Genomic DNA, 21,600 nt, shown 5'->3' with positions numbered 1-21,600 from the left:
CCGCGCGGTCGAAGGGTGTTCAGCCGCGCCAGATCCAGCCGCCGCCGAAGACGCGGCTGCCGCCGGCTTCGTAGAACACGCATGCCTGCCCGGGTGACACGCCTTCCTCGGGCGAGAGCAGTTCGACCTCGGCGGTGGTTTCCGACAGCGGCCGCAGGATGGCCTCGCGCGGGGGGCGGGTCGAGCGCACCCGCACCGACAGCTGCCATTCCTCGCGCGAGGTCAGCGGCGCATCGCCCAGCCAGTTGATCTCGCGCACGGGGACGATCCGGGTGGCCAGCATCGCGCGCGGACCGACGACGACCCGCCGCCCCTCGACATCCAGCCGCACGACATAGAGCGGCTCTTCCAGCCCGCCGATGCCCAGCCCCCGGCGCTGGCCGATGGTGTAGTGGATGACACCATCATGCCGGCCTAGGACGCGCCCGTCGGCATGGACGATTTCGCCCGGCTCGGCGGCGCCGGGGCGGAGTTTCTCGATCACCCCGGCATAGTTGCCATCAGGCACGAAGCAGATGTCCTGGCTGTCCGGCTTGTCGGCGACGCTCAGACCATATTTCCGTGCAAGTTCACGGGTTTCGGCCTTGTTTTTCAAGTGGCCCAGCGGAAAGCGCAGGAACTCCAGCTGCTCGCGCGTGGTCGAGAACAGGAAATAGGACTGGTCGCGCGCCGGGTCGGCGGCCATGTGCAGCTCGGGGCCGTTCGGGCCTTCGATCCGGCGGATGTAGTGGCCGGTGGCCATGCAGTCGGCTTCGAGATCCCGGGCGGTTTCCAGCAGGTCGCGGAACTTGACCCGCTCGTTGCAGCGGATGCAGGGCACGGGGGTGGCGCCGGCCAGGTAGCTGTCGGCGAATTCCTCGATCACCGCGTCGCGGAAGATGTTTTCGTAATCGAGCACATAATGGGGGAAGCCGCGCGCCTCGGCGACGCGGCGGGCGTCGTGGATGTCGGTGCCGGCACAGCACGCCCCCTTCTTCGCCAGCGCCGCGCCGTGATCGTAAAGCTGTAGCGTCACCCCCACCACGTCATAGCCCTGATCGTGCAGATGCGCGGCCACGACCGAACTGTCCACCCCGCCCGACATGGCCACGACCACGCGGGTTTCGGCGGGCGGCTTGGGCAGGCCAAGCGAGTTCGGTCCGGTCTCATTGGCAGGCGCCATCGCGCGTCTCCTGATCGGTGGGGAAGGCCGGGCAGAATATAGGAAAATCCGAAGGACTCTCAAGGCCGGGCTTCACCAGCCGTTAAGTCCGACCCCGCACCATCGCCCTCCAATACCACAGGGGACTGGTCATGTATCTGAAGAAAGTGGATGGCCCGCGCGCGGTCACGCTGCCGGACGGGTCGGTCATGACGCGGGCGGACCTGCCGCCCGCCGATACGGAACGCTGGGTCGTCTCGCGCAAGGCAGCGGTCGTCCGGGGGGTGCTCAGCGGGCTGATCTCGCGCGAGGAGGCGGTCCGGCGTTACGGGCTGAGCGACGAGGAATTCGACGGTTGGATTCGGGCGGTCCGGGATCACGGAATCGACGCGCTCAAGGCAACGGCGTTGAAAAAGTATAGACAATCATGAGTTGTGTCTTGAAAATACTTCTCCAGTAACGTGCGGTTAACCTTTTGCGGTCACGGTTTGTCCCGTTCGGTAACTGTCAGATGCGGAGTAGAAGGCCCATGCGCGTCCTGCTGGTCGAGGATGATCCCACAACGTCGAAAAGCGTCGAGATGATGCTGACCCATGCGAATCTCAACGTCTATGCCACCGATCTGGGCGAGGAGGGTATCGATCTCGCCAAGCTCTATGATTACGATCTGATCCTGCTGGATCTGAACCTGCCGGACATGAGCGGGCACGAGGTTCTGCGCCAGCTGCGCATGGCCCGGGTGGACACGCCGATCCTGATTCTCTCGGGCGCCGACGACACCGAAAGCAAGATCAAGGGTTTCGGCTTCGGCGCCGACGACTACCTGACCAAGCCCTTTCACCGCGAGGAGCTGGTGGCACGTATCCATGCCATCATCCGCCGCTCGAAGGGACATTCTCAATCTATCATCCGCACCGGGCGAATCGCGGTCAATCTTGACACCAAGACGGTCGAGGTGGACGGCCAGCCGGTGCACCTGACCGGCAAGGAATACCAGATGCTGGAACTGCTGAGTCTGCGCAAGGGCACGACGCTGACCAAGGAGATGTTCCTCAACCATCTCTACGGCGGTATGGATGAGCCGGAGCTGAAGATCATCGACGTCTTCATCTGCAAGCTGCGCAAGAAGCTGAGCAAGGCGACCGGTGGCGAGAACCACATCGAGACCGTTTGGGGCCGCGGCTATGTCCTGCGCGATCCGCAGCCCGAGGAAACCGCTCCGCGCAAGCTGGCTATGGGGGCCTGAGGCCCGGCGATCGGGGTTGACGGCTGGACCTGTTCCGGGACACGTCCTATCACGTGCGGGGATCATCTGCAGGGCGGGACGTTGACGGACGGGATCGAAGTCGAATCGATGACGCGGGACCAGGCCCGGGCCGAGCTGGCACGTCTGGCGGCGCTGCTGTCGCGCGCCAATGCGGCCTATTATCAGGCCGATTCGCCGTTCATGTCGGATGCGGAATATGATGCGCTCAAGCGGCGCAACGCGGCGATCGAGGCGCGCTTTCCCGATCTGAAACGCCCCGACAGCCCGACCGAGCAGGTCGGCGCCCGCCCGGCGGAAGGCTTTGCCAAACTGCGGCACGCGGTGCGCATGATGTCTCTGGCCAATGCCTTTTCCGACGAGGACGTGGCGGAATTCGATGCCGGTATCCGCAAGTATCTGGGGCTGTCGGCGGATTCGCCCCTGGAATACACCGCCGAACCCAAGATCGACGGGCTGTCGCTGTCGCTGCGCTACGAGGGTGGGCGGTTGATCAGCGCGGCCACGCGCGGCGATGGCGAGGTGGGCGAGGATGTCACCGCCAACGCCCGCACCATCGGCGACATTCCCCGGACCCTGGACGGGGCGCCTCGGGTGTTGGAGGTGCGCGGCGAGGTCTATATGGGGCGGGCCGATTTTGCTGCTCTGAACGACCGCATCCGCGCGGAAAATCGCCAAAGGGCGCGGCAGAAGCGTCGGCAGCTGCCGCTTTTTGCCAACCCGCGCAATGCCGCCGCCGGATCCATGCGGCAGCTCGACCCGGAGGTAACGCGCGCGCGCCCGTTGCGGTTCTTCGCCTATGCCTGGGGCGAGCTGTCCGAGCCGCTGGGGAAAACCCAGATGCAGGCGCTTTCGCGGCTTGAGGCTCTGGGTTTTCCTGTCAACCCTCTGACCCGGTTGTGCGACGGGGTGGACGAGATGCTGGCCCATTACCGCCGGATCGAAGCCCAGCGCGCGACGCTGGATTATGATATCGACGGGGTGGTCTACAAGGTCAACGACCTGCGCCTTCAGGACCGTCTCGGCTTCCGCTCGACGACGCCGCGCTGGGCGATTGCCCACAAGTTCCCCGCCGAAACCGCTTGGACGCGGCTCGAGGCGATCGACATCCAGGTGGGCCGCACCGGCGCGCTCAGCCCGGTAGCGCGGCTGGCCCCGGTCACGGTGGGCGGGGTGGTGGTCTCCAACGCCACGCTTCACAACGAGGATTACATCGCCGGGCGCGATGCCGCCGGCAACCCGATCCGCGACGGCAAGGATATTCGTGTCGGCGACTGGGTGAAGGTCTATCGCGCCGGCGACGTGATCCCGAAGGTGGCCGATGTGGATCTTTCCCGCCGCCCCGACTGGGCCGTTCCCTACGTCTTTCCCAGGCGCTGCCCCGAATGCGGGTCCGAGGCGATCCGCGAGGCGGGGGATTCGGTGCGCCGCTGCACCGGCGGCATCATCTGCCCGGCCCAGGCGGTCGAGAAGCTCAAGCATTTCGTCTCGCGCCCGGCCTTCGACATCGAGGGTCTGGGCAGCCGTCAGGTGGAGCAGTTCTATCTTCTCGGCTGGATTCGCGAGCCGGCCGACATCTTCACCCTGCGGGGGCGCGATGCGGCCGGGAAAAAGGCGCTGATCGGGATCGACCGGGTGCTGGCGCAACTGGCCGGAGGCGATCCCGAGGCCGCCCGCGCCCGCATGAGCGCGGTGCTGGAGATGGAGGATTTCGACGAGGCCGAGGCCGCCCGGCGCTATGAGGCGCGCAGCCGCACGCCGCTGGCCGAACAGCCGGGCTGGGGCGAGAAATCCGCCGCCAATCTTTTTGCCGCGATCGAGGCGCGCCGCCGCATTCCGCTGGGCCGGCTGATCTTCGCGCTGGGCATCCGCCATGTGGGCGAGGCCGCCTCGAACCTGCTGGCCCGCCATTACGGCACATGGCAGGCGTTCGAGCGCGCGGTGACGGCGGCGGCCGACCGCGACGGCGCCGACTGGGCCGAGCTGCTGAACATCGACGGGGTGGGCGAGGTGATGGCCAATTCCCTGGTCACGGCCTTTGCGCAGGCGCATGAACGGGCTTCGATCGACCGGCTGGTGGCTCTGCTCGAGGTAGAAGAGGCGCGCCGACCCGATTCCTCGGCCAGCCCCGTCGCAGGAAAGACGATCGTGTTCACCGGCACGCTGGAGCGGATGACCCGGGCCGAGGCCAAGGCCCGCGCCGAGGCGCTGGGCGCCAGGGTGGCCGGGTCGGTCAGCCGCAGGACCGATCTGGTGGTGGCCGGCCCCGGCGCCGGGTCGAAGGCGAAGAAGGCGCGCGAGCTGGGCATCGAGACGATCGACGAAGACGCCTGGCTGGCCTTGATCGGCGAATCATGAGCGGCCGGCCCGAACAGCTTTTTCCGCTGTTCGCGGGGCTGGAGACGCTCTCCGGCATCGGTCCCAGGACGGCGCGCCTGCTGTCCCGGGCCGGCATCGAGGCACCGCGCGACCTGCTGCTTTCGCTGCCCTATTCGGTGGTGGACCGGCGTCGGCGCGAAACCATCCGCGGGGCCGAGCTGCCCTGCACGCTGACGGTCGAGGTGACGGTGCGCGCCCACCGCCCACCGCGCAGCCGGGGCGGGGCCTGGCGCGTTCACGTCGAGGATGCGCAGGCCGGATTCGACCTGGTTTTCTTCCATGCACGGGCGGATTATCTGTCGCGGCTGCTGCCCGAGGGCGCCCGCCGGGTTGTCTCGGGCAAGCTGGAGCTTTTCGACGGCATGGTGCAGATGGTCCACCCCGACCATGTGCTGCCGGTCAAAGAGGCGGCCTCGATCCCGGAATTCGAGCCGGTCTATCACCTCACCCAGGGGGTCGGGCAGAAGGTGATGTATCGGGCCATGCAGGATGCGCTGGCGCGGCTGCCCGATCTAGCGGAATGGATCGACCCGGCGCTTGTGGCGCGCAAGGGCTGGCCCGGCTGGGCCGAGGCGTTGCGCATCGCCCATGCCCCGCGCGGGCCGGAGGATGTGGCGCCCACGGCGCCGGCGCGGGCGCGGCTGGCCTATGACGAGCTGTTCGCCCATCAGCTGACCCTGGCGCTTGCCCGCGCGCGCGAGCGCAAGGCGCGCGGCATCCGCAGCATCGGCACCGGCCGGCTGCAGCGCAAGGTGCTCGATTCGCTGCCCTGGCGGCTTACCGGGGCGCAGCTGCGCGCGATGGAGGAGATTGCCGCCGACATGGCCGCGCCCGAGCGGATGAACCGTCTGCTGCAGGGCGATGTGGGTTCGGGCAAGACGCTGGTGGCCTTCATGGCGCTTCTGGTGGCGGTCGAGGCGGGCGGACAGGGGGTGATGATGGCCCCCACCGAGATCCTCGCCCGCCAGCACTTCCAGGCCCTGCGACCGCTGGCTGAACGGGCCGAGGTGGTGCTGGAAATCCTCACCGGCCGCGACAAGGGGGCCGAACGCAAGGCCAAGCTGGCCGCGCTGCGGGCGGGGGAGATCCAGATCCTCGTCGGCACCCATGCGGTTTTTCAGGATGACGTGGAATTTCGCGACCTTCGTCTTGCGATCGTGGACGAACAGCACCGCTTCGGCGTGCGCCAGCGCAAGGAACTGGCCGAAAAGGGTGTGGCGGCGGATCTGCTGGTGATGACGGCGACGCCGATTCCGCGCTCGCTGGCGCTGGCGCGCTATGGCGACATGGATGTGTCGGTGCTGGACGAGAAGCCCCCTGGCCGCAAGCCGGTAAAGACAGCCATCGTCAGCGCCGCCCGCATGGAGGAGGTGGTGGAGCATCTGCGCCGCGCCGTCGCCGAGGGGCGGCAATGCTACTGGGTCTGCCCGCTGGTGGAAGAATCGGAAAGCCGCGATCTGACTGCGGCGGAAGAGCGTTTCCGGCACCTGCGCGCGGCGCTGGGCGAGGGTGTGGTGGGGCTGGTTCACGGGCAGATGCCGCCCGAGGAGAAGGACGCCGCCATGGCTGCCTTTCAGGAGGGGCGGACGCAGGTTCTGGTGGCCACCACGGTGATCGAGGTGGGCGTTGACGTGCCCAATGCCTCGATCATGGTGATCGAGCGGGCCGAGACCTTCGGCCTTGCCCAGCTGCATCAGCTGCGCGGGCGGGTCGGGCGGGGGCGGGCCGAATCGACCTGCCTGCTGCTCTACCAGCCGCCGCTGACCGCCGCCGGGCGGCGCCGGCTGGAGGTTCTGCGCGAGACCGAGGATGGCTTCCGCATCGCCGAGGTCGATCTGGAAATGCGCGGCGCCGGAGATCTGATTGGAACGGCGCAGTCGGGCCTGCCGAAATTCCAGGTCGCCGATCTGGAGCGTCAGGCCAGGCTGATGGCCACCGCCCAGAGCGATGCCCGGGCGCTCCTGGCCGCTGACCCGGCGCTTGCCGGCGAACGGGGGCGGGCGGCGTGGGTGCTGCTGTGGCTCATGCGTCAGGACGAGGCGATCGGCCTCATCTCGGTGGGGTAGCGGGCCATCGCATGCCATGTGGTGCGGATCTTCCGCATCATTCGTGCGGGGGTGAAACGTGCCGCGCAAGGGGAGATTCGGTCGGTGAGGGTGGGGGGTGAAGGGGGCTCTGCCCCCTCGGCCCTGCGGGCCTCACCCCCGGGATATTTTCTGGCCAGAAAAAGGGTGTCGGGAAGGGAGAGGGGGGGGCGGAGAGGCGGGTGTCGATTCGGCAGGTGGAGGGGATGGGAAGGGTGCCGCATGTTCTAGAACAGCGGTTTCATCCGGTCGTAGCAGTAGTTCCGGGCCATGGATGCGGGGATGTTTTCGCCCATGATCGTGACCGAGAGGGAATAGCTTTTCGGTGCTGCGCCTCCGGGCGGCTCTTTCAGCGAGAAGGTGACGGCCTTCCTGCCCGGGCGCGACTTGCTTGGGCCCCGGGGTGCCCGGATGTAGATTCGCTGCGTGGGCGGGGCACGCAGCGCGCGGATCGCGAAATCTCCGGCGCCGCACCAGTAGTCCTGCGTGCGTGATCCGAAACTGTTGATGACCTCGAAGAGACCGTCGCCCAGGGGCACGACCTCGCTGCGGTTGAGGGCCCGGAAGGCCTGCGCCGGTGCCGGCAGGGCCAGGGTCAGTGCCACGAGGGCGGTGAGGGACAGCCGTGTCATCGGGAACCCCGGTTCAGAAAAAGCGCATCGTACCCAGGCAGTATCCGAATGCCTGCTGGACGGCCATGCTGTCGCCCACCTTGAACCCGTTGAGCAAAAACGACGGCGCGGGCTGCACGCCCGCCGAGGCCGCGCTGGGCGTAATCCCCGGCCGCGCACCAGATGTCGGTGCCCGAGCCGTTGCTTGGAACCACCTCGAACACCGCGTCGCTGAGCGGGTTCACCCTTGCGTCGTGGCGGGTGGTGAAGGCTCCCGCATCTGTGGGCATGGCCGCGGCAGCAACGGCAAGTGCCATCAGCAATGACAGGGTCCGCTTCATCCCTTGCAACCTAGAACCATTCTTCCGATCCGAACAGGGGGAAATCACGGGGTTGTCATTCATGTGCCGGCCGATTGGAAAGAACGGCGCCCGTTGGGCGCCGCCTCGAAATCACGGCCCGGCAAGCACTGCGGCGACTACTGATCGAGGAACGAGCGCAGCTTGCGCGAGCGGCTCGGGTGTTTCAGCTTGCGCAGCGCCTTGGCCTCGATCTGGCGGATGCGCTCGCGGGTGACCGAGAACTGCTGGCCGACCTCTTCCAGCGTGTGATCGGTGTTCATGCCGATGCCGAAACGCATGCGCAGCACCCGCTCTTCGCGCGGGGTGAGGCTGGCCAGAACCCGGGTGGTGGTTTCCTTGAGGTTCTCCTGAATCGCCGAATCGAGCGGCAGGACGGCGTTCTTGTCCTCGATGAAATCGCCGAGCTGGCTGTCCTCCTCGTCCCCGATGGGGGTTTCGAGGGAGATCGGTTCCTTGGCGATCTTCATCACCTTGCGCACCTTCTCCAGCGGCATCTGGAGCTTCTCGGCCAGCTCTTCGGGGGTGGGCTCGCGGCCGATCTCGTGCAGCATCTGACGCGAGGTGCGCACCAGCTTGTTGATCGTCTCGATCATGTGCACGGGGATGCGGATGGTGCGCGCCTGATCGGCGATCGAGCGGGTGATCGCCTGGCGGATCCACCAGGTGGCGTAGGTCGAGAACTTGTAGCCGCGGCGGTATTCGAACTTGTCCACCGCCTTCATCAGGCCGATGTTGCCCTCCTGGATCAGGTCGAGGAACTGCAGGCCGCGATTGGTGTATTTCTTGGCGATCGAGATCACCAGACGCAGGTTGGCCTCGACCATCTCCTTCTTGGCCTGGCGGGCCTCCTTCTCGCCCTTCTGGACCTGGTTGACGATGCGGCGGAATTCGCTGATGTCCAGCCCCACATACTGGCCCACCTGCGCCATCTCGGCGCGCAGCTCCTCGGCCTTGTCCGAGAAGCGCTCGATGAACATCTTCCAGCCGCGCCCGGGCTTTTTCGCCATGTCCTCGAGCCAGTTTGGATCCAGTTCGCGCCCGCGATAGGCGTCGATGAATTCGCGGCGGTTGATGCGGGCCTGGTCGGCCAGCTTCACCATCTGGCTGTCGATGGACATGATCCGGCGGTTGATGCCGTAAAGCTGGTCGATCAGCGCCTCGATGCGGTTGTTGTGCAGATGCAGCCCGTTGACCAGCTCGACGATCTCGGCGCGCAGGGCCTGGTAGGTGGCCTCGTCCTTTTCCGAGAAGGTGCCGTCCTCGTTCAGCGTGGCCGAGATGCGGCTGTCCTGCATCTGGGACAGCTTGGCATAGTCGGAGGAGATCCGCTCCAGCGCCGCCAGCGCCTGGTCCTTCAGCGCCGCTTCCATCGCTGCCAGCGACATGTTGGCCTGGTCTTCCTCGTCGTCGTCATCATCCGACACGATCGGGTTGCCGTCGGCGTCCAGTTCGGGGCCGGACTTCTCGGTCTTCTTCTTCGACGCCACGGCGCCGGGTTCGACGATCGGGGCCTCGACCTCGCCATCTTCGCCCATCTGGCTGCCGAAGGTGGCCTCGAGGTCGATCACGTCGCGCAGCAGGATGTCTTCGCTGAGAAGTTCGTCATGCCAGATGGAAATGGCCTGGAAGGTCAGCGGGCTTTCGCACAGCCCGGAGATCATGGTGTTGCGGCCGGCCTCGATCCGCTTGGCGATGGCGATCTCGCCCTCGCGACTGAGCAGCTCGACGCTGCCCATCTCGCGCAGATACATGCGCACCGGATCGTCGGTGCGGTCAAGCTTCTCGGTCTGCTGAGAGGCGACCGTGACCTCGCGCGCGTCCTTGGTCGAGACGATTTCGGTCGAGCCCTTCTGCTCTTCCTCCTCGGCCTCTTCATCCTCGATGATGTTGATGCCCATTTCCGACAGCAGGGACATGACGTCCTCGATCTGTTCGGAACTGACCTGATCGGGAGGCAGGACCTGGTTGAGCTGATCGTAGGTGATAAAGCCCTTCTCGCGCGCCTCGGCGATCATCTTCTTGACCGCGGCCTGGCTCATGTCCAGCGAGATTTCGGCGTCCTGATCGTCGTTCTTCCGGTCGTCGGTGTCCTTGGCGGCCATGCGCTGCTCCTGATTCGGATCGGGATGATTCGGCGTGCCCGAATCAATAGCGTGATCTGGTGATTCGGCCAGCGGTTTACAAGGTTTTTTCCGGCGCTTCCCTACGAAAAGTCCCGCCCGCGCCGCTTGGAAAAGCTGATACGCTCCAGAAGGTCGTCAAAGGCGCTGCGCTCGGCGCGGCTGATGCGGGCGCCGTTGTCGCCAGTGTCGTATTCGGTCCTGTCCTCGGTCTGGCTGCGCAGAGCACGGTTGCGGGCCTCGGCCGCCTGGCCCAGCCGCCAGGTCACCGCCTCGTCGGCGAGCCCGGCAAGATCCTCTGCCGCCTCGCTGATCTCGGCCTCCAGCCCGCGCCGGGCCTCGAGCTTGGCCAGTTCCTCGGCCAGGGTGAGGCGCGCGGTTTCCTCGTCCCCGGGGCGGCGGATGGCCGGGCAGATGGACACGTGACGTATGGCGAAAAGGCTTTCGACTTCGGCCCCGGCGGCCTCCCGGACCTTTCCGGGCAGATCGCGGGGGGGCAGGTCGGCATGGCGCAGGATCAGCTCGCGCAGCCTTTCATGGGCCGGGTCGGTACAGACCATCGTTTCCAGCCCGTGCAGGAATTCGGCCAGCACTACGGGGGTGGTCAGGACCGTGGCCAGGATGACCGCCTCGTGCAGACGGATTTCCGCCGCCTCGCCCGCGGCCACCAGGATCGAGGATTTCGCCCCCGGCGTGGGGCGCGGAGCCGGGCCGGCCTGGCCCGGGCGCGATCCGGCCCGCCCGCCACCACCGGCCCATCCGCCACCGGCTTTGCCACCACCGGTCTTGCTGCCCCGACCGGCGCGAAAGAGCTGCCAGCGCAACTCCTTGATTTCGGAGCCGTAATGACTGCGGATCGACGGGTCGTGGATCAGCCTGATCCTTTCGCGCAGGGCCTTGTCCAGCGCCGCCTTGCGCTCGGGGCTGTCGAACACCCGCCCTTCGGTTTCGCGCCGCCACAGCAGCTGTACCATCGGGATCGAGGAGTCGAGCACCTTCCGCATCGCCGCCGCCCCTTCGGCGCGGAGCAGGTCGTCGGGATCCTTGCCCTCGGGCATCAGCGCGAAGCGCAGCGCGTTGGGCGCCTCCAGCAGCGGCAGGGCCAGATCCATCACCCGCATCGCCGCCTTCAGGCCGGCTGTATCGCCGTCCAGCGCGATGATCGGTTCCGGCGCGATCCGCCACAGCATCCGCAGCTGGGGTTCGGTGATCGCCGTGCCCAGCGGCGCCACCGCCGCCTCGAACCCGGCCTCGACCAGCGCGATCACGTCCATGTAGCCTTCGGCCACGATCAGCGGCTGCCCCCTGCCGGCCGCCGCCCGGGCGGGGCCGTGGTTGAACAGCACCCGGCCCTTGTCGAAAAGCGCGGTATCGGGCGAGTTGAGATACTTGGCGTCCTCGCCCGGATCCAGCGCCCGCCCGCCGAAGGCGATGGCGCGCCCGCGCGGGTCGCGAATCGGGAACATGATCCGGTTGCGGAAGGTGTCGTAGGGATCGCGCCCTTTCGCAGAGGGCCGCACCAGCCCGGCGGCCAGCATCAGTTCGTCGCTTGTGCCTTGGGCCTTGAGGTGGTCGCGCAGGTTCTGCCAGCCGGGCGGGGCAAGGCCGATCTCCCACCGCTCCAGCGCCGCATCCGACAGGCCGCGCCCGGCCAGGTAGTCGCGCGCCCGCGCCCCGGCCGCGGTCTTGAGCTGCAGGCGGAAGAACCGCACCGCGCGCTCCATCACCTCGATCAGCTGCGCGCGGCGGTCGGATTTCTCCTGCGCCTTCGGATCGCGGGCGGGCATGGTCATGCCGGCCTCGCGGGCAAGGATTTCCACCGCCTCCATGAAGCCGACATTCTCGGTTTCCTGCACGAAGGAGATGGCGTCGCCCTTGGCCTGGCAGCCGAAGCAGTAGAAATAGCCCTTGCGGTCGTCCACGTGGAAGCTGGCGGTCTTTTCCTGGTGGAAGGGGCAGGGGGCCCACATGTCGCCCTTGCCCTGGTTCGACTTGCGCATGTCCCACGTGACCTTGCGCCCCACCACCTGCGCCAGGCTGGTGCGGCTGCGGAGTTCGTCGAGGAATCCATGCGGGAGGGACATGGCCCACAATATCCGCCCATTGTCGGCCCATGTCCAGCGGCTCTCCGGCGGCCGTCCGGTGGCGGGGCTTGCCCTGCCGGGGCCGCTGGGGCAGGGTCGGGCCATGCAGACCGAGTTCGAGATCGCGACCCGCGGCGCGGGGCTGTACGAGTTTACCCGCGAGCTGCGCCGCTGGATCGGCGGGAGCGGCATCCGCGAGGGGCTTGTGACCCTGTTCGTGAGGCATACCTCCTGTTCGCTGCTGATCCAGGAAAATGCTGATCCGTCGGTCCAGGCCGATCTGGACGAATTCTTTCGCCGCCTTGTGCCGCCGGGGGATGACCCGTCGATGTCCTGGCTGCGCCACACCCTGGAGGGCCCCGACGACATGCCGGCCCATATCAAGGCGGCGATGCTGCCGGTGAGCCTGTCGATTCCGGTGGCAGGCGGGGCGCCGGTGCTGGGGACGTGGCAGGGCGTCTATCTGTTCGAACACCGCGACCGGCCGCATCGCCGACGCGTGGCGGCGCATCTGGCATAGGCGCGCCTTCGCCTGCCGCGAGGGCAGGCGCCACTTTCTTGACTATCGTCAATTCGCCCGGCGCGGGCACATGCTATCGCCCCGCCCATGACTGGACTCGCACATGCCAAATCCGGTGCGGTGGGGGCCGGGCGGTTCCTGCCGCCGCCGCCACTGTTCCTTCTGCAACCGATCCTGCGCCGCGTCGTGCGCCGCGTCGCGCAGCTCCACCCCAACCTGTTCGACCGGCTGGGGCCGCATCGCCATGCGCGCTTCGTGATCGATGCGGCAGAGCTGCCCTTTGTCCTGCTGCTGGTGCCGGACCCCGAAAACCTGGTCTTCCGGGCCGTCTCGCGCCGGAGCGAGCCCGATTCGGACGCCCGCATCAGGGGGCGGTTCTTCGACCTTCTGGGGCTGGTGGACGGTGCCGAAGACGGCGATGCGCTGTTCTTTTCCCGCGAGCTGGAGATCACCGGCAACACCGAGGCGGTCGTCTGCCTGCGCAATGCGCTGGACGATGTGGAGGGGTCGATCGCCGAGGACGTGGCGGGGTTGTTCGGTGCGCCGGGGCGGGCCATTCTGGCCGCCCTGCGCCGGGCAGGGAACCGGCGGGGCAGGAGCCGATGATGCGTCCCGAGCTCGTCTGCCCCGCCGGAACCCCAGCCGCCCTGAGAACCGCCGTCGATTCGGGGGCGGATGCGGTCTATTGCGGGTTCCAGAACGCCACCAACGCGCGCAACTTCCCGGGGCTGAACTTCACCCCGGAAGAACTGGCGCAGGGCGTCCAGTATGCCCATGCCAGGGGCGCCAAGGTGCTGCTGGCCGTGAACAGCTTTCCCACCGCCGGGCGGTTCGACCTGTGGCGGGAGGCAGTGGACACCGGCGCGCGCCTCGGCGTGGACGCGGTGATCGTGGCCGATATCGGCGTGGCTGCATATGTGGCCGAACGTCACCCCGATCTGCGTCTGCACCTGTCGGTGCAGGCCGCCGCCTCCAGCCCCGAGGCGATCCGCTATTACGTGCGCGAATTCGGCGTCAAACGCGTGGTTCTGCCCCGCATCCTGACCGTGGCCGAGATTCGCGAGGTCAAGGCCGAGATCCCCTGCGAGATCGAAACCTTCATCTTCGGCAATCACGGCCTGATGGTCGAGGGGCGCTGCAGCCTGACCAACTATGTCACCGGGCTGTCCACCAACATGGACGGGGTGTGCTCTCCGGCCGCGCAGGTCCATTACGACAAGGAGCCCGACGGCTGCGTGGCCACGCGGCTGGGGGACTTCACCATCGACCGCTTCGGCCCCGACGAGCAGGCCGGCTATCCGACCATCTGCAAGGGGCGCTATCACGTCCCGGCGCGCGATGACGCCTATTATGCCTTCGAAGAACCGGTCAGCCTCAACCTTGCGGAACTGCTGCCGCAGCTGATCGAGGCCGGCGTCGAGGCCTTCAAGATCGAGGGCCGGCAGCGCTCGCGCGCCTATGTGCGGCAGGTGGTGGGCAATTTCCGCAAGGCGGTGGACCAGGTTCTTGCCGGCGAGGCGCCGGAACTGGCCGATCTGGTGGCGCTGACCGAGGGACAGAAACAGACCGTGGGCGCCTTCGGGTCGAAGAAATGGCGATAGAGCATGTCGCGTGAAAGTGGGCACCGGTTTCGCGCGTCCCGGACATGCGGCAGCAAAAGGCGTGCAAGGCGCGGCGCGAAGAACGACGAAACGGGGGCAAGATGAGCGGAAAACTCACACTGGGGCCGGTCCTCTATCACTGGGATGCAGACGCCAAGCGCGACTTCTACGCCCGGATCGCGGATGAGGCACCCGTGGACACGGTCTATCTGGGCGAGGTAATCTGCTCCAAGCGGACGCCGTTTTTCGAGCCGCACCTGCCCGAGGTGATCGACCGGCTGGAACGCGGCGGCAAGCAGGTGGTCCTGTCGTCGCTGTCCGAGGCGGTGATCCGGCGCGAACGCAACATGATGCGCGATTTCTGCGAGATCGCGGATCACGAGATCGAAATCAACAATGCCGCCGGTCTTTTCCATATTGACGGGAAAAAACACCGGCTTGGCCCATTGATGAATGTCTATAACGAGGCTACGCTGAAATGGTTATCAGGCAAGGGGGCAACACATGTGACCTTGCCGGTCGAAGTGCCGCGTTCGGTCGTCGGGGGAATGGCCGCCGGGGCGCGCGACCAGGGCGTGGGCGTTGAAGTGCAGGTGTTCGGACGGGCCTCGCTGGCTGTTTCGGCGCGTTGCTACCACGCCCGCGCCCATCGACGGACCAAGGACAACTGCCAGTTCGTCTGCGAGGAGAACCCCGACGGGATGCCTCTGACCACGGTGACCGGGCAGCCCTTCCTGGTGGTGAACGGAATCCAGACGCTGTCGCAATCCTATGTCTGCCTTGTCGAGGAGATCGACGACATGGCGGCAATGGGGGTGGGGCATTTCCGGCTGATGCCGCAGGATATCGACATGGTGGCGGTGGCGCATGTCTTCGCCGACCGCATCAACGGGCAGATCGACGGGGCCGAGGCCCGGGCGCGGCTGGACGAGATGAACCTGCCGGCGCCGTTTTCCAACGGCTTCTGGCACGGCCGCGAGGGGCACCGCTGGCAGCCGCGCAGGGCCTCGTGACGCGACGGCAGGGGTGATCAGATCGTCACCGATCCCATCGCCACGTCAAGGATCAGCTTCAGGTTCAGTGTCACCACGACCAGGGTGATGACCCAGCAGGCAACCGTCAGCCATCGCGGCGCGGGCAGCCCGTTCATCTTGACGCTGTCGGCGGTGAACATCACCAGCGGAATCATGGCGAAGGGCAGCTGCAGGCTGAGCACGACCTGGCTGAGCACCAGCAGCCGCGCGGTGCCGCTTTCGCCGAACAGCATGGTCACCGCCGCGGCCGGCAGGATCGCCAGCCCGCGGGTAATCAGCCGCCGCTTCCACGGACTCATGCGGAAATTGATGAACCCTTCCATCACGATCTGCCCGGCAAGCGTGGCAGTCACGGTCGAGTTGAGCCCCGAGAACAGCAGCGCCACGGCGAACAGCACCGGCGCCAGCGCCGTGCCCAGCGCCGGGCCCAGCAGTTCGTGCGCCTGCTGGATTTCGGCCACGTCGGTGCGCCCGGAGATGTTGAAGGTGGCGGCCGCCAGGATCAGGATCGAGGCGTTGACGAGTAGCGCGAACATCAGCGCGATGGTGCTGTCGATCGTCCCCAGCCGGATCGCGTCCAGCTTGTCGGCGCGGCCGGGGCCGGTGGCGCGGGTCTGGATCACGGCGCTGTGCAGATACAGGTTGTGCGGCATCACCGTGGCCCCCAGAATGCCCAGCGCCAGATACAGCATGTCGGGCGAGCGCACGATGTCGGTCTGCGGGATGAAGCCGCGCAGCACATCGCCCAGCACCGGCTGGGCATAGGCCATGACGATGGCGAAACAGGCGAAGATCAGCAGCGTCAGCGCGATCACCACCGCCTCCAGCAGGCGAAAGCCCCGCCCCTGGAGCCACAGGATCAGGAACACGTCCAGCGCCGTCAGCACCACCCCGATCTGCAGCGGAATGCCGAACAGCAGGTTGAGGCCGATGGCGGTGCCGATCACCTCGGCCAGATCGGTGGCGACGATGGCTGCTTCGGCCAGGATCCACAGCACGAAGCCGACCGGGCGCGGAAAGGCATCGCGGCAGGCCTGAGCCAGGTCGCGCCCCGCGGCAATACCCAGCCGCAGGCTGAGCGCCTGCAGCAGGATGGCCATGAAATTCGATACCAGCACGACCGACAGCAGCGTGTAGCCGAAGGCCGAACCGCCTGCCAGCGAGGTCGCCCAGTTGCCCGGATCCATGTAGCCCACCGCCACCAGGTAGCCCGGCCCCAGAAAGGCCATCAGCCGCCGCGTCAGGCGGCCGCCGCGCGTCGGCACGCTGGCGTGGGATTCCGACAGCGACAGGCCGGTCTTTTCGTGGCGCCACCCATTTGGTGCAGTCATCGGGTATCTTTTCGCAAATGAGAATTATTCGCAATTTTGCCGAACCCTAGCTAACCACCCCCTGACGCGATGGCAAGAGGAAAAGTGACGCGCGAAGATGACGGGGCCAGGATCGCCTATCTGGGGGTTGAAAATCGCCTCTACCCAAAACCTGGCGGCTCCCATATAGTTGTGGACAAGTGGGCCGCAGCGCCCACAATCGGAGGCGGAAACCAACAAGGGGATAGGCCCATGCGCTGCCCGTTTTGCGGCAATATCGACACTCAGGTGAAGGACTCGCGGCCGGCCGAGGATCACGTCGCGATCCGGCGCCGACGGTTCTGCCCGGCCTGCGGCGGACGCTTCACCACCTATGAACGGGTGCAGCTGCGCGACCTCGTGGTCATCAAGTCGAACGGCCGGCGCGAGGATTTCGACCGCGACAAGCTGGAGCGCTCGATCCGCATCTCCATGCAGAAGCGTCCCATTGAGCCCGAGCGCATCGACCAGATGATCTCGGGCATCGTGCGGCGGCTGGAAAGCATGGGCGAAACCGATATCCCATCAAGCCGGATCGGCGAGATCGTGATGGAGGCGCTGGCCCGGATCGACACCGTGGCCTATGTGCGTTTTGCCTCCGTCTACAAGAACTTCCAGGCCGCGGACGATTTCGAAAGCTTCGTCCACGAATTGCGGCCCCACAAGCAAGCCGAAGAGTGAGCGCCGCCGCCGACGCCCGCTTCATGGCGCTGGCGCTGGCGCTGGGCCGGCGCGGGATGGGCAATACCTGGCCCAACCCGGCGGTGGGCTGCGTGATCGTGCGCGAAGGCCGTGTGGTCGGGCGCGGCTGGACCCGGCCCGGAGGCCGCCCGCACGCGGAAACCGTCGCGCTGGAGCAGGCGGGGACGGCGGCAAGGGGGGCGACGGCCTATGTCACGCTCGAACCCTGCGCCCATCACGGGCAGACGCCACCCTGTGCCGATGCGCTGATCCGGGCGGGCATCGCACGCGTGGTGGCGCCTTTCGCGGACCGCGACCCGCGGGTGTCGGGACAGGGGTTCGAGAGACTGCGCCGGCACGAGGTTGCAGTGACGACCGGCGTCCTTGCGGACGAGGCCGCCCGCGATCATGCCGGGTTCTTTCTTCGGACCGAGCAGGGCCGGCCGCTGGTGACGCTGAAACTGGCCGCCAGTTTCGACGGTCGTATCGCCACGGCGACGGGGCAGAGCAAGTGGATCACCGGGGCACAGGCGCGGCGGGTGGTTCACATGATGCGCGCCCGCCATGATGCGGTGATGGTGGGGGCGGGCACGGCGCGGGCCGACGATCCGTCGCTAACCGTTCGCGATCTCGGCATCGCCCGCCAGCCGGTGCGGGTTGTGGCCTCGCGGCATCTCGATCTTCCGCTTCTGGGCCGGCTGGCCCGCAGCGCGGCCGAGGTGCCGCTGTGGCTGTGTCACGCAGATACCGCCGATGCCGAGCGCGTCAGGGCCTGGGAGGGGCTGGGCGCGCGGCTCATCCCCTGCGCGGTCCATGCCGGCCAGCTTGATGCCGCCGACATGTTGCACCGGCTCGCAGAGGCGGGGCTGACGCGGGTTCTGTGCGAAGGCGGCAGCGCGCTGGCGGCATCGCTCCTGGCGGCCGATCTGGTAGACGAGCTGGCCGTTTTCACGGCGGGGCTTGCCATCGGGGCCGAAGGGCTGCCGGCGATCGGGGCGCTGGGGCTGGACCGGCTGGAGCAGGCGCCGCGTTTCCACCTGCGCGAGCTGCGCCGGATCGGAGACGACAGCCTGCAGATCTGGTCCCGCGGCTGAGCCACGGGCCGCCCTCCGCGGAGGCAACGACTACGCCCCGCGAGCACGTCGCGATTAATTTCATTCTTTCGGACCGGGGCGCACAACTTGCCCGGACATGGCCGATCCGCGCATGGGCGAGATACGCTTGGGCGGTGTTCAGCCGCCTTTCCTGCCCGCCGCGTCTTCGGCCATGGTTTCGGCGACCAGCTCGCTCAGCCCGATGACCTCGATATCGGAGTCATATTCGAACAGGCCGTCCTCGAACACGCCGCGGCAGTTGGCGCAGGGCACGACCACCGCTTCCACACCGCCGATTTCGTCGAGTTGTTTCATCTTTTCGCCGAATGCGGCGGTCTGCAGATCCCTGGCGCGGGGGTTGGCCGAGACGCCTCCGCCCCCGCCACAGCACAGGTTGGCAATGCCGGCGCCCTTCATCTCGACGAAATCGGCACATGAATCGGACAGCAGCCGCCTCGGTTCGCGCAAGAGGCCGCCGCGTCGCACGATCTGGCAGGGATCGTGCAGCGTGATCCGGCGCCCGTCCGCCTTGCCGGGCGGCAGGCGGCGCTGGCTGCGCAAGCGGTCGAGCAGTTCGATGATATGCACCACTTCGAAGGAATAGGGCCTGCCGATCAGGTTCGGACCGGCCCAGCGCAGCGCCCCGTAGGCGTGGCCGCATTCGGGGCTGATCACATGCTTCACGCCCAGCTTCTCGGCCGCGTCCACGATCTTCTGCACCAGTTTCCGCGCCAGCGGCCCCGACCCGATCTGAACCCCGATATTGGTGGCCTCGTAAGCCTCGGTCGAGATCGTCCAGCTGATGCCCGCGCGGCTGAAGATGCGCGCATAGGCCACCATGACTTCGGGATATCCCATGATCTCCATCGAGGACAGAAGGGCCATGTATTCGGCCCCCTCCACATCGACGGGAATGGTGACGCCGGCCTCCTTTTCCTGATGCGCAATCTGCGCCAGAAGCGCCTTTGCCGTCACCCCCATGGGGCTGCCGGTCTCCTCCACATGCCGGCGGGCCTCTTTCAGCCCGTCGGGCAGGATGTCGGTGGCGGCCCAAGCCTCGCGCATCTTGCGGATGGTTCCGGCAATGTCGATGCCCATGGGGCAGACCAGCGTGCAGCGCCCGCACATGGTGCAGCTGTCATAGACCAGATCCTCCCATTCGCGCAGGTCGTCCTCGGTCACTTCCGGCGGCAGCAGTCCCAGCATTCCCTTGATCCCGCGCAGCGGCGCCTTGTGCCGCTTGTAGGCGCGGACCAGGGGAAACAGCTTGTAGGTCGGGGTGTATTTGGGCTCTTTCGTCGCAAGGTAGAAATGGCAGGCTTCGGCACATTCACCGCAATGCACGCAGGCTTCGAGATAGGCGGCGATGTCCGCATCCACCTGGTCCAGCAGGGTGGTGAGGGCGGTATTGCTCATGGGATCATCCCCTTTCGGCCATAGCTGGCGCCGGTCGCGCCGCGCGCCAGCGCGAAGGTGAAGGCATGCATCAGGCGCGAGAACGGGAAGTAGATCAGCCAGATGTTGACCAGTCCCATGTGAAGCGCCCGCAGCCCGTCATGGGCCTGCTCCATGGCCATGATTCCGCTCAGCATCACTAGGAAGGTCAGCCAGCTTCCGACATGATCGTCGCGGTCGGAAATCTGTCGCATGACCGGATCGGAAAACCGCCGCACCCACAGCACGATCAGGCCGGCAAAGGCGAATTCGGCGGCGATGATGAAACCCCAGCGCGGCAGTGCGGTCCAGTTCAGCCCGGTGAAGCGTTCGATGAACGCGACATGCGGGGCGCCGAAGAAGAACAGGACGAACAGCCCCAGGTGAAAGCTGTAGCCGGCCACGAGATGCATCCATGTGCGTTCGGCAAACAGGCCGCGCGGGACGAAATGGCGCAGGTTGCCCTTGAACCATCCGGCCACGCCCGACCCCTTCGGCGGGGCCAGATCCGCCTTGCGCCCCAGCCGGACGATCCCTGCCACCCGCCAGGCCGCGCCCAGTGCAAAGATGGCAAAGGCTGCATAGAACATCGGCCCTTCGAGGAATTCGAGAATGCTCATGCCGTTTCCTCCGCCTGCGCTGTGTCATCCGTCGTGCCGTGGAGGTCCGCCTTCTTTCCCGTGACCTCCTCGTACCACAGATCGTGGTGCTCCCGGGCCCAGTTCTCGTCCACCTCGCCACGCAGCATCGAGTCGATCGATCCCTCCATCCCGATCGAGCCGATATAGGCGTGCCCGAGGGCAAAGGCGATCAGGATGACGGCGCCGACGGCATGGGCGATGGTGGCGAGCTGGTGAAACAGCAGGTTGTCGGTCACCCAGGGAAACAGCAGCAGCAGCCCCGTCGCGCTCATGACCAGGCCGACCAGAACGACCGTCCAGTACCACGTCTTTTCGCCGAAATTGTAATGATGCGAACTGGCGTGCCCTCCCAGCAGCCCGCCGCCCTTCAGGATCCATTGCAGATCGGCCCACTGGAAGAAATTGCCGCGCATGAACCGGATGGTGACGATCAGCAGCGCCAGGATGAAGATCGGGCCGAACAGGTTGTGCCCCTGCAACGAGGCGCTGGCCAGGGCCGAGACCACCTCGCGCCCCGCCACCGGCAGCAGCAGCGGCCGGCCCAGCATGATGATCAGCCCCGAAATCATCATCAGGATGAAGACCGAGGCCAGAAACCAGTGCGCGACCCGATGCGACAGCGAAAAGCGGGGAATCATCCTCCCCGACCGGCCGGCCCGGATCGGGATGCGGCCGCGGATCAGGCGGAACAGGGCGATCAGGATCACCACACCGGCCAGGATCCGCCACGACCAGGGCAGGATGTACTGGCGACGGATCATCCGCCATTCCTCGCCCAGAACCTGCATCAATTGTCCGCTGGCGGTAGAGGAGGAGGGGCGCGCCCGTTCGCCCGCCTTCACCGCGCGCCAGACATCCGGGTCCGATTGCGGCCCCAGCGTGCGCAGCGGGCCGGGCAGGGCGGTTGCGGGCGGGGGCAGGGGTTTGCGCAATGGCAGAAGTTCCAGCCCCCGCCTTTTCATCTCCTGCCGGCGCAGGATGTCTTCCAGGGACTGCGCTCCGGGCGAGCCGGTTTCGACCGTGGCAGCCCCCTGGGCCGTTGCCGGTGCGGGGATGAAGAGATGACCGATGACCACCACCAGCGCCGCCAGCACCAGCCGCAGCGGTCGATGAATGTCGGGACGGGTCATTCCGTCTGCCCTTCGTTTTCAGGCTTCGTTGCGCGGGCCACGACGAAGCGCGGCCCGCCATTTTCTCATGT

General features: G+C 66.8%; 19 protein-coding genes. 10 read left to right on the top strand and 9 right to left on the bottom strand.

Annotated elements, in window-relative coordinates; genetic code table 11:
• Positions 1 to 19 precede the first annotated feature (19 nt).
• On the bottom strand, positions 20 to 1,162 hold the full coding sequence (mnmA, locus tag ACZ5CM_RS09535; protein WP_464638006.1) for a tRNA 2-thiouridine(34) synthase MnmA: 1,143 nt from the start codon (positions 1,160 to 1,162) through the stop codon (positions 20 to 22).
• A 131-nt stretch (positions 1,163 to 1,293) separates the two neighbouring features.
• On the opposite strand from mnmA, the gene sciP reads away from it, so the two are divergent.
• From sciP to recG, 4 genes are all read left to right on the top strand, one after another.
• A complete protein-coding gene (sciP, locus tag ACZ5CM_RS09530; RefSeq protein ID WP_464638004.1) occupies positions 1,294 to 1,572 on the top strand; it encodes a CtrA inhibitor SciP in 279 nt (92 codons plus the stop codon).
• A gap of 98 nt (positions 1,573 to 1,670) precedes the next feature.
• Entirely contained in the window at positions 1,671 to 2,387 is a 717-nt protein-coding gene (gene ctrA / locus ACZ5CM_RS09525; RefSeq protein WP_464638002.1) for a response regulator transcription factor CtrA, read from the top strand.
• 108 nt (positions 2,388 to 2,495) lie between these two features.
• The gene (gene ligA, locus ACZ5CM_RS09520) at positions 2,496 to 4,763 is read left to right on the top strand and encodes an NAD-dependent DNA ligase LigA (RefSeq protein ID WP_464638001.1); all 2,268 of its coding nucleotides are present in this window, start codon (positions 2,496 to 2,498) and stop codon (positions 4,761 to 4,763) included.
• Positions 4,760 to 6,850 (top strand): ATP-dependent DNA helicase RecG, encoded by a 2,091-nt coding sequence (recG, locus tag ACZ5CM_RS09515; protein ID WP_464637999.1) that lies wholly within the window; start codon positions 4,760 to 4,762, stop codon positions 6,848 to 6,850. The genes ligA and recG overlap by 4 nt, the downstream gene beginning before the upstream one ends.
• A gap of 245 nt (positions 6,851 to 7,095) precedes the next feature.
• Here the strand turns inward: recG and ACZ5CM_RS09510 are convergent, their stop codons facing one another.
• From ACZ5CM_RS09510 to dnaG, 4 genes are all read right to left on the bottom strand, one after another.
• Positions 7,096 to 7,500, bottom strand: a complete 405-nt coding sequence (locus ACZ5CM_RS09510; protein ID WP_464637997.1) for a hypothetical protein — start codon at positions 7,498 to 7,500, stop codon at positions 7,096 to 7,098.
• Positions 7,497 to 7,883 (bottom strand): hypothetical protein, encoded by a 387-nt coding sequence (locus tag ACZ5CM_RS09505; RefSeq protein ID WP_464637995.1) that lies wholly within the window; start codon positions 7,881 to 7,883, stop codon positions 7,497 to 7,499. The genes ACZ5CM_RS09510 and ACZ5CM_RS09505 overlap by 4 nt, the downstream gene beginning before the upstream one ends.
• Positions 7,884 to 7,957: 74 nt before the next feature.
• Positions 7,958 to 9,943, bottom strand: coding sequence for an RNA polymerase sigma factor RpoD (gene rpoD / locus ACZ5CM_RS09500; RefSeq protein ID WP_464637993.1), 1,986 nt, complete (start codon positions 9,941 to 9,943; stop codon positions 7,958 to 7,960).
• Positions 9,944 to 10,044: 101 nt separating this feature from the next.
• On the bottom strand, positions 10,045 to 12,045 hold the full coding sequence (gene dnaG, locus ACZ5CM_RS09495) for a DNA primase (protein WP_464637991.1): 2,001 nt from the start codon (positions 12,043 to 12,045) through the stop codon (positions 10,045 to 10,047).
• A gap of 103 nt (positions 12,046 to 12,148) precedes the next feature.
• On the opposite strand from dnaG, the gene ACZ5CM_RS09490 reads away from it, so the two are divergent.
• The 4 genes from ACZ5CM_RS09490 (at position 12,149) to ubiV (ending at position 15,179) form a co-directional block, all read left to right on the top strand.
• Positions 12,149 to 12,565, top strand: a complete 417-nt coding sequence (locus tag ACZ5CM_RS09490; protein ID WP_464642561.1) for a secondary thiamine-phosphate synthase enzyme YjbQ — start codon at positions 12,149 to 12,151, stop codon at positions 12,563 to 12,565.
• Between the two features lie 87 nt (positions 12,566 to 12,652).
• The gene (gene ubiT, locus ACZ5CM_RS09485) at positions 12,653 to 13,171 is read left to right on the top strand and encodes a ubiquinone anaerobic biosynthesis accessory factor UbiT (RefSeq protein ID WP_464637989.1); all 519 of its coding nucleotides are present in this window, start codon (positions 12,653 to 12,655) and stop codon (positions 13,169 to 13,171) included.
• Complete coding sequence (gene ubiU / locus ACZ5CM_RS09480; RefSeq protein WP_464637987.1) at positions 13,168 to 14,166, top strand: ubiquinone anaerobic biosynthesis protein UbiU; 999 nt, start codon at positions 13,168 to 13,170, stop codon at positions 14,164 to 14,166. Before ubiT ends, ubiU begins: the two co-directional genes overlap by 4 nt.
• A gap of 101 nt (positions 14,167 to 14,267) precedes the next feature.
• The gene (gene ubiV / locus ACZ5CM_RS09475) at positions 14,268 to 15,179 is read left to right on the top strand and encodes a ubiquinone anaerobic biosynthesis protein UbiV (protein ID WP_464637985.1); all 912 of its coding nucleotides are present in this window, start codon (positions 14,268 to 14,270) and stop codon (positions 15,177 to 15,179) included.
• A 17-nt stretch (positions 15,180 to 15,196) separates the two neighbouring features.
• Here ubiV and ACZ5CM_RS09470 read toward each other — a convergent pair whose 3' ends face one another.
• Entirely contained in the window at positions 15,197 to 16,531 is a 1,335-nt protein-coding gene (locus tag ACZ5CM_RS09470) for an Nramp family divalent metal transporter (RefSeq protein WP_464637983.1), read from the bottom strand.
• A gap of 231 nt (positions 16,532 to 16,762) precedes the next feature.
• On the opposite strand from ACZ5CM_RS09470, the gene nrdR reads away from it, so the two are divergent.
• Entirely contained in the window at positions 16,763 to 17,230 is a 468-nt protein-coding gene (nrdR, locus tag ACZ5CM_RS09465) for a transcriptional regulator NrdR (protein ID WP_464637981.1), read from the top strand.
• Positions 17,231 to 17,253: 23 nt separating this feature from the next.
• Complete coding sequence (ribD, locus tag ACZ5CM_RS09460) at positions 17,254 to 18,324, top strand: bifunctional diaminohydroxyphosphoribosylaminopyrimidine deaminase/5-amino-6-(5-phosphoribosylamino)uracil reductase RibD (RefSeq protein ID WP_464642559.1); 1,071 nt, start codon at positions 17,254 to 17,256, stop codon at positions 18,322 to 18,324.
• Positions 18,325 to 18,462: 138 nt separating this feature from the next.
• Here the strand turns inward: ribD and ACZ5CM_RS09455 are convergent, their stop codons facing one another.
• From ACZ5CM_RS09455 to ACZ5CM_RS09445, 3 genes are read right to left on the bottom strand one after another with little or no spacing between them, the layout of a single operon-like run.
• On the bottom strand, positions 18,463 to 19,740 hold the full coding sequence (locus ACZ5CM_RS09455) for a (Fe-S)-binding protein (RefSeq protein WP_464637979.1): 1,278 nt from the start codon (positions 19,738 to 19,740) through the stop codon (positions 18,463 to 18,465).
• Entirely contained in the window at positions 19,737 to 20,378 is a 642-nt protein-coding gene (locus tag ACZ5CM_RS09450; protein WP_464637977.1) for a hypothetical protein, read from the bottom strand. Before ACZ5CM_RS09450 ends, ACZ5CM_RS09455 begins: the two co-directional genes overlap by 4 nt.
• Positions 20,375 to 21,529, bottom strand: a complete 1,155-nt coding sequence (locus ACZ5CM_RS09445) for a formate dehydrogenase subunit gamma (protein ID WP_464637975.1) — start codon at positions 21,527 to 21,529, stop codon at positions 20,375 to 20,377. Before ACZ5CM_RS09445 ends, ACZ5CM_RS09450 begins: the two co-directional genes overlap by 4 nt.
• Between the last annotated feature and the right edge of the window lie 71 nt (positions 21,530 to 21,600).

This window comes from Piezobacter thermophilus (assembly GCF_055386745.1).
Note: the sequence above shows the minus strand (reverse complement) of the source record. Positions and strands in the feature narration are given on the sequence as shown.

What these genes read in the sequence shown, in the direction of transcription:
- mnmA (WP_464638006.1), bottom strand. Translation starts at nt 1,162, where the DNA reads ATGGCGCCTGCCAATGAGACCGGACCGAACTCGCTTGGCCTGCCCAAG.
- sciP (WP_464638004.1), top strand. Translation starts at nt 1,294, where the DNA reads ATGTATCTGAAGAAAGTGGATGGCCCGCGCGCGGTCACGCTGCCGGAC.
- ctrA (WP_464638002.1), top strand. Translation starts at nt 1,671, where the DNA reads ATGCGCGTCCTGCTGGTCGAGGATGATCCCACAACGTCGAAAAGCGTC.
- ligA (WP_464638001.1), top strand. Translation starts at nt 2,496, where the DNA reads ATGACGCGGGACCAGGCCCGGGCCGAGCTGGCACGTCTGGCGGCGCTG.
- recG (WP_464637999.1), top strand. Translation starts at nt 4,760, where the DNA reads ATGAGCGGCCGGCCCGAACAGCTTTTTCCGCTGTTCGCGGGGCTGGAG.
- ACZ5CM_RS09510 (WP_464637997.1), bottom strand. Translation starts at nt 7,500, where the DNA reads ATGACACGGCTGTCCCTCACCGCCCTCGTGGCACTGACCCTGGCCCTG.
- ACZ5CM_RS09505 (WP_464637995.1), bottom strand. Translation starts at nt 7,883, where the DNA reads ATGAATGACAACCCCGTGATTTCCCCCTGTTCGGATCGGAAGAATGGT.
- rpoD (WP_464637993.1), bottom strand. Translation starts at nt 9,943, where the DNA reads ATGGCCGCCAAGGACACCGACGACCGGAAGAACGACGATCAGGACGCC.
- dnaG (WP_464637991.1), bottom strand. Translation starts at nt 12,045, where the DNA reads ATGTCCCTCCCGCATGGATTCCTCGACGAACTCCGCAGCCGCACCAGC.
- ACZ5CM_RS09490 (WP_464642561.1), top strand. Translation starts at nt 12,149, where the DNA reads ATGCAGACCGAGTTCGAGATCGCGACCCGCGGCGCGGGGCTGTACGAG.
- ubiT (WP_464637989.1), top strand. Translation starts at nt 12,653, where the DNA reads ATGACTGGACTCGCACATGCCAAATCCGGTGCGGTGGGGGCCGGGCGG.
- ubiU (WP_464637987.1), top strand. Translation starts at nt 13,168, where the DNA reads ATGATGCGTCCCGAGCTCGTCTGCCCCGCCGGAACCCCAGCCGCCCTG.
- ubiV (WP_464637985.1), top strand. Translation starts at nt 14,268, where the DNA reads ATGAGCGGAAAACTCACACTGGGGCCGGTCCTCTATCACTGGGATGCA.
- ACZ5CM_RS09470 (WP_464637983.1), bottom strand. Translation starts at nt 16,531, where the DNA reads ATGACTGCACCAAATGGGTGGCGCCACGAAAAGACCGGCCTGTCGCTG.
- nrdR (WP_464637981.1), top strand. Translation starts at nt 16,763, where the DNA reads ATGCGCTGCCCGTTTTGCGGCAATATCGACACTCAGGTGAAGGACTCG.
- ribD (WP_464642559.1), top strand. Translation starts at nt 17,254, where the DNA reads ATGGCGCTGGCGCTGGCGCTGGGCCGGCGCGGGATGGGCAATACCTGG.
- ACZ5CM_RS09455 (WP_464637979.1), bottom strand. Translation starts at nt 19,740, where the DNA reads ATGAGCAATACCGCCCTCACCACCCTGCTGGACCAGGTGGATGCGGAC.
- ACZ5CM_RS09450 (WP_464637977.1), bottom strand. Translation starts at nt 20,378, where the DNA reads ATGAGCATTCTCGAATTCCTCGAAGGGCCGATGTTCTATGCAGCCTTT.
- ACZ5CM_RS09445 (WP_464637975.1), bottom strand. Translation starts at nt 21,529, where the DNA reads ATGACCCGTCCCGACATTCATCGACCGCTGCGGCTGGTGCTGGCGGCG.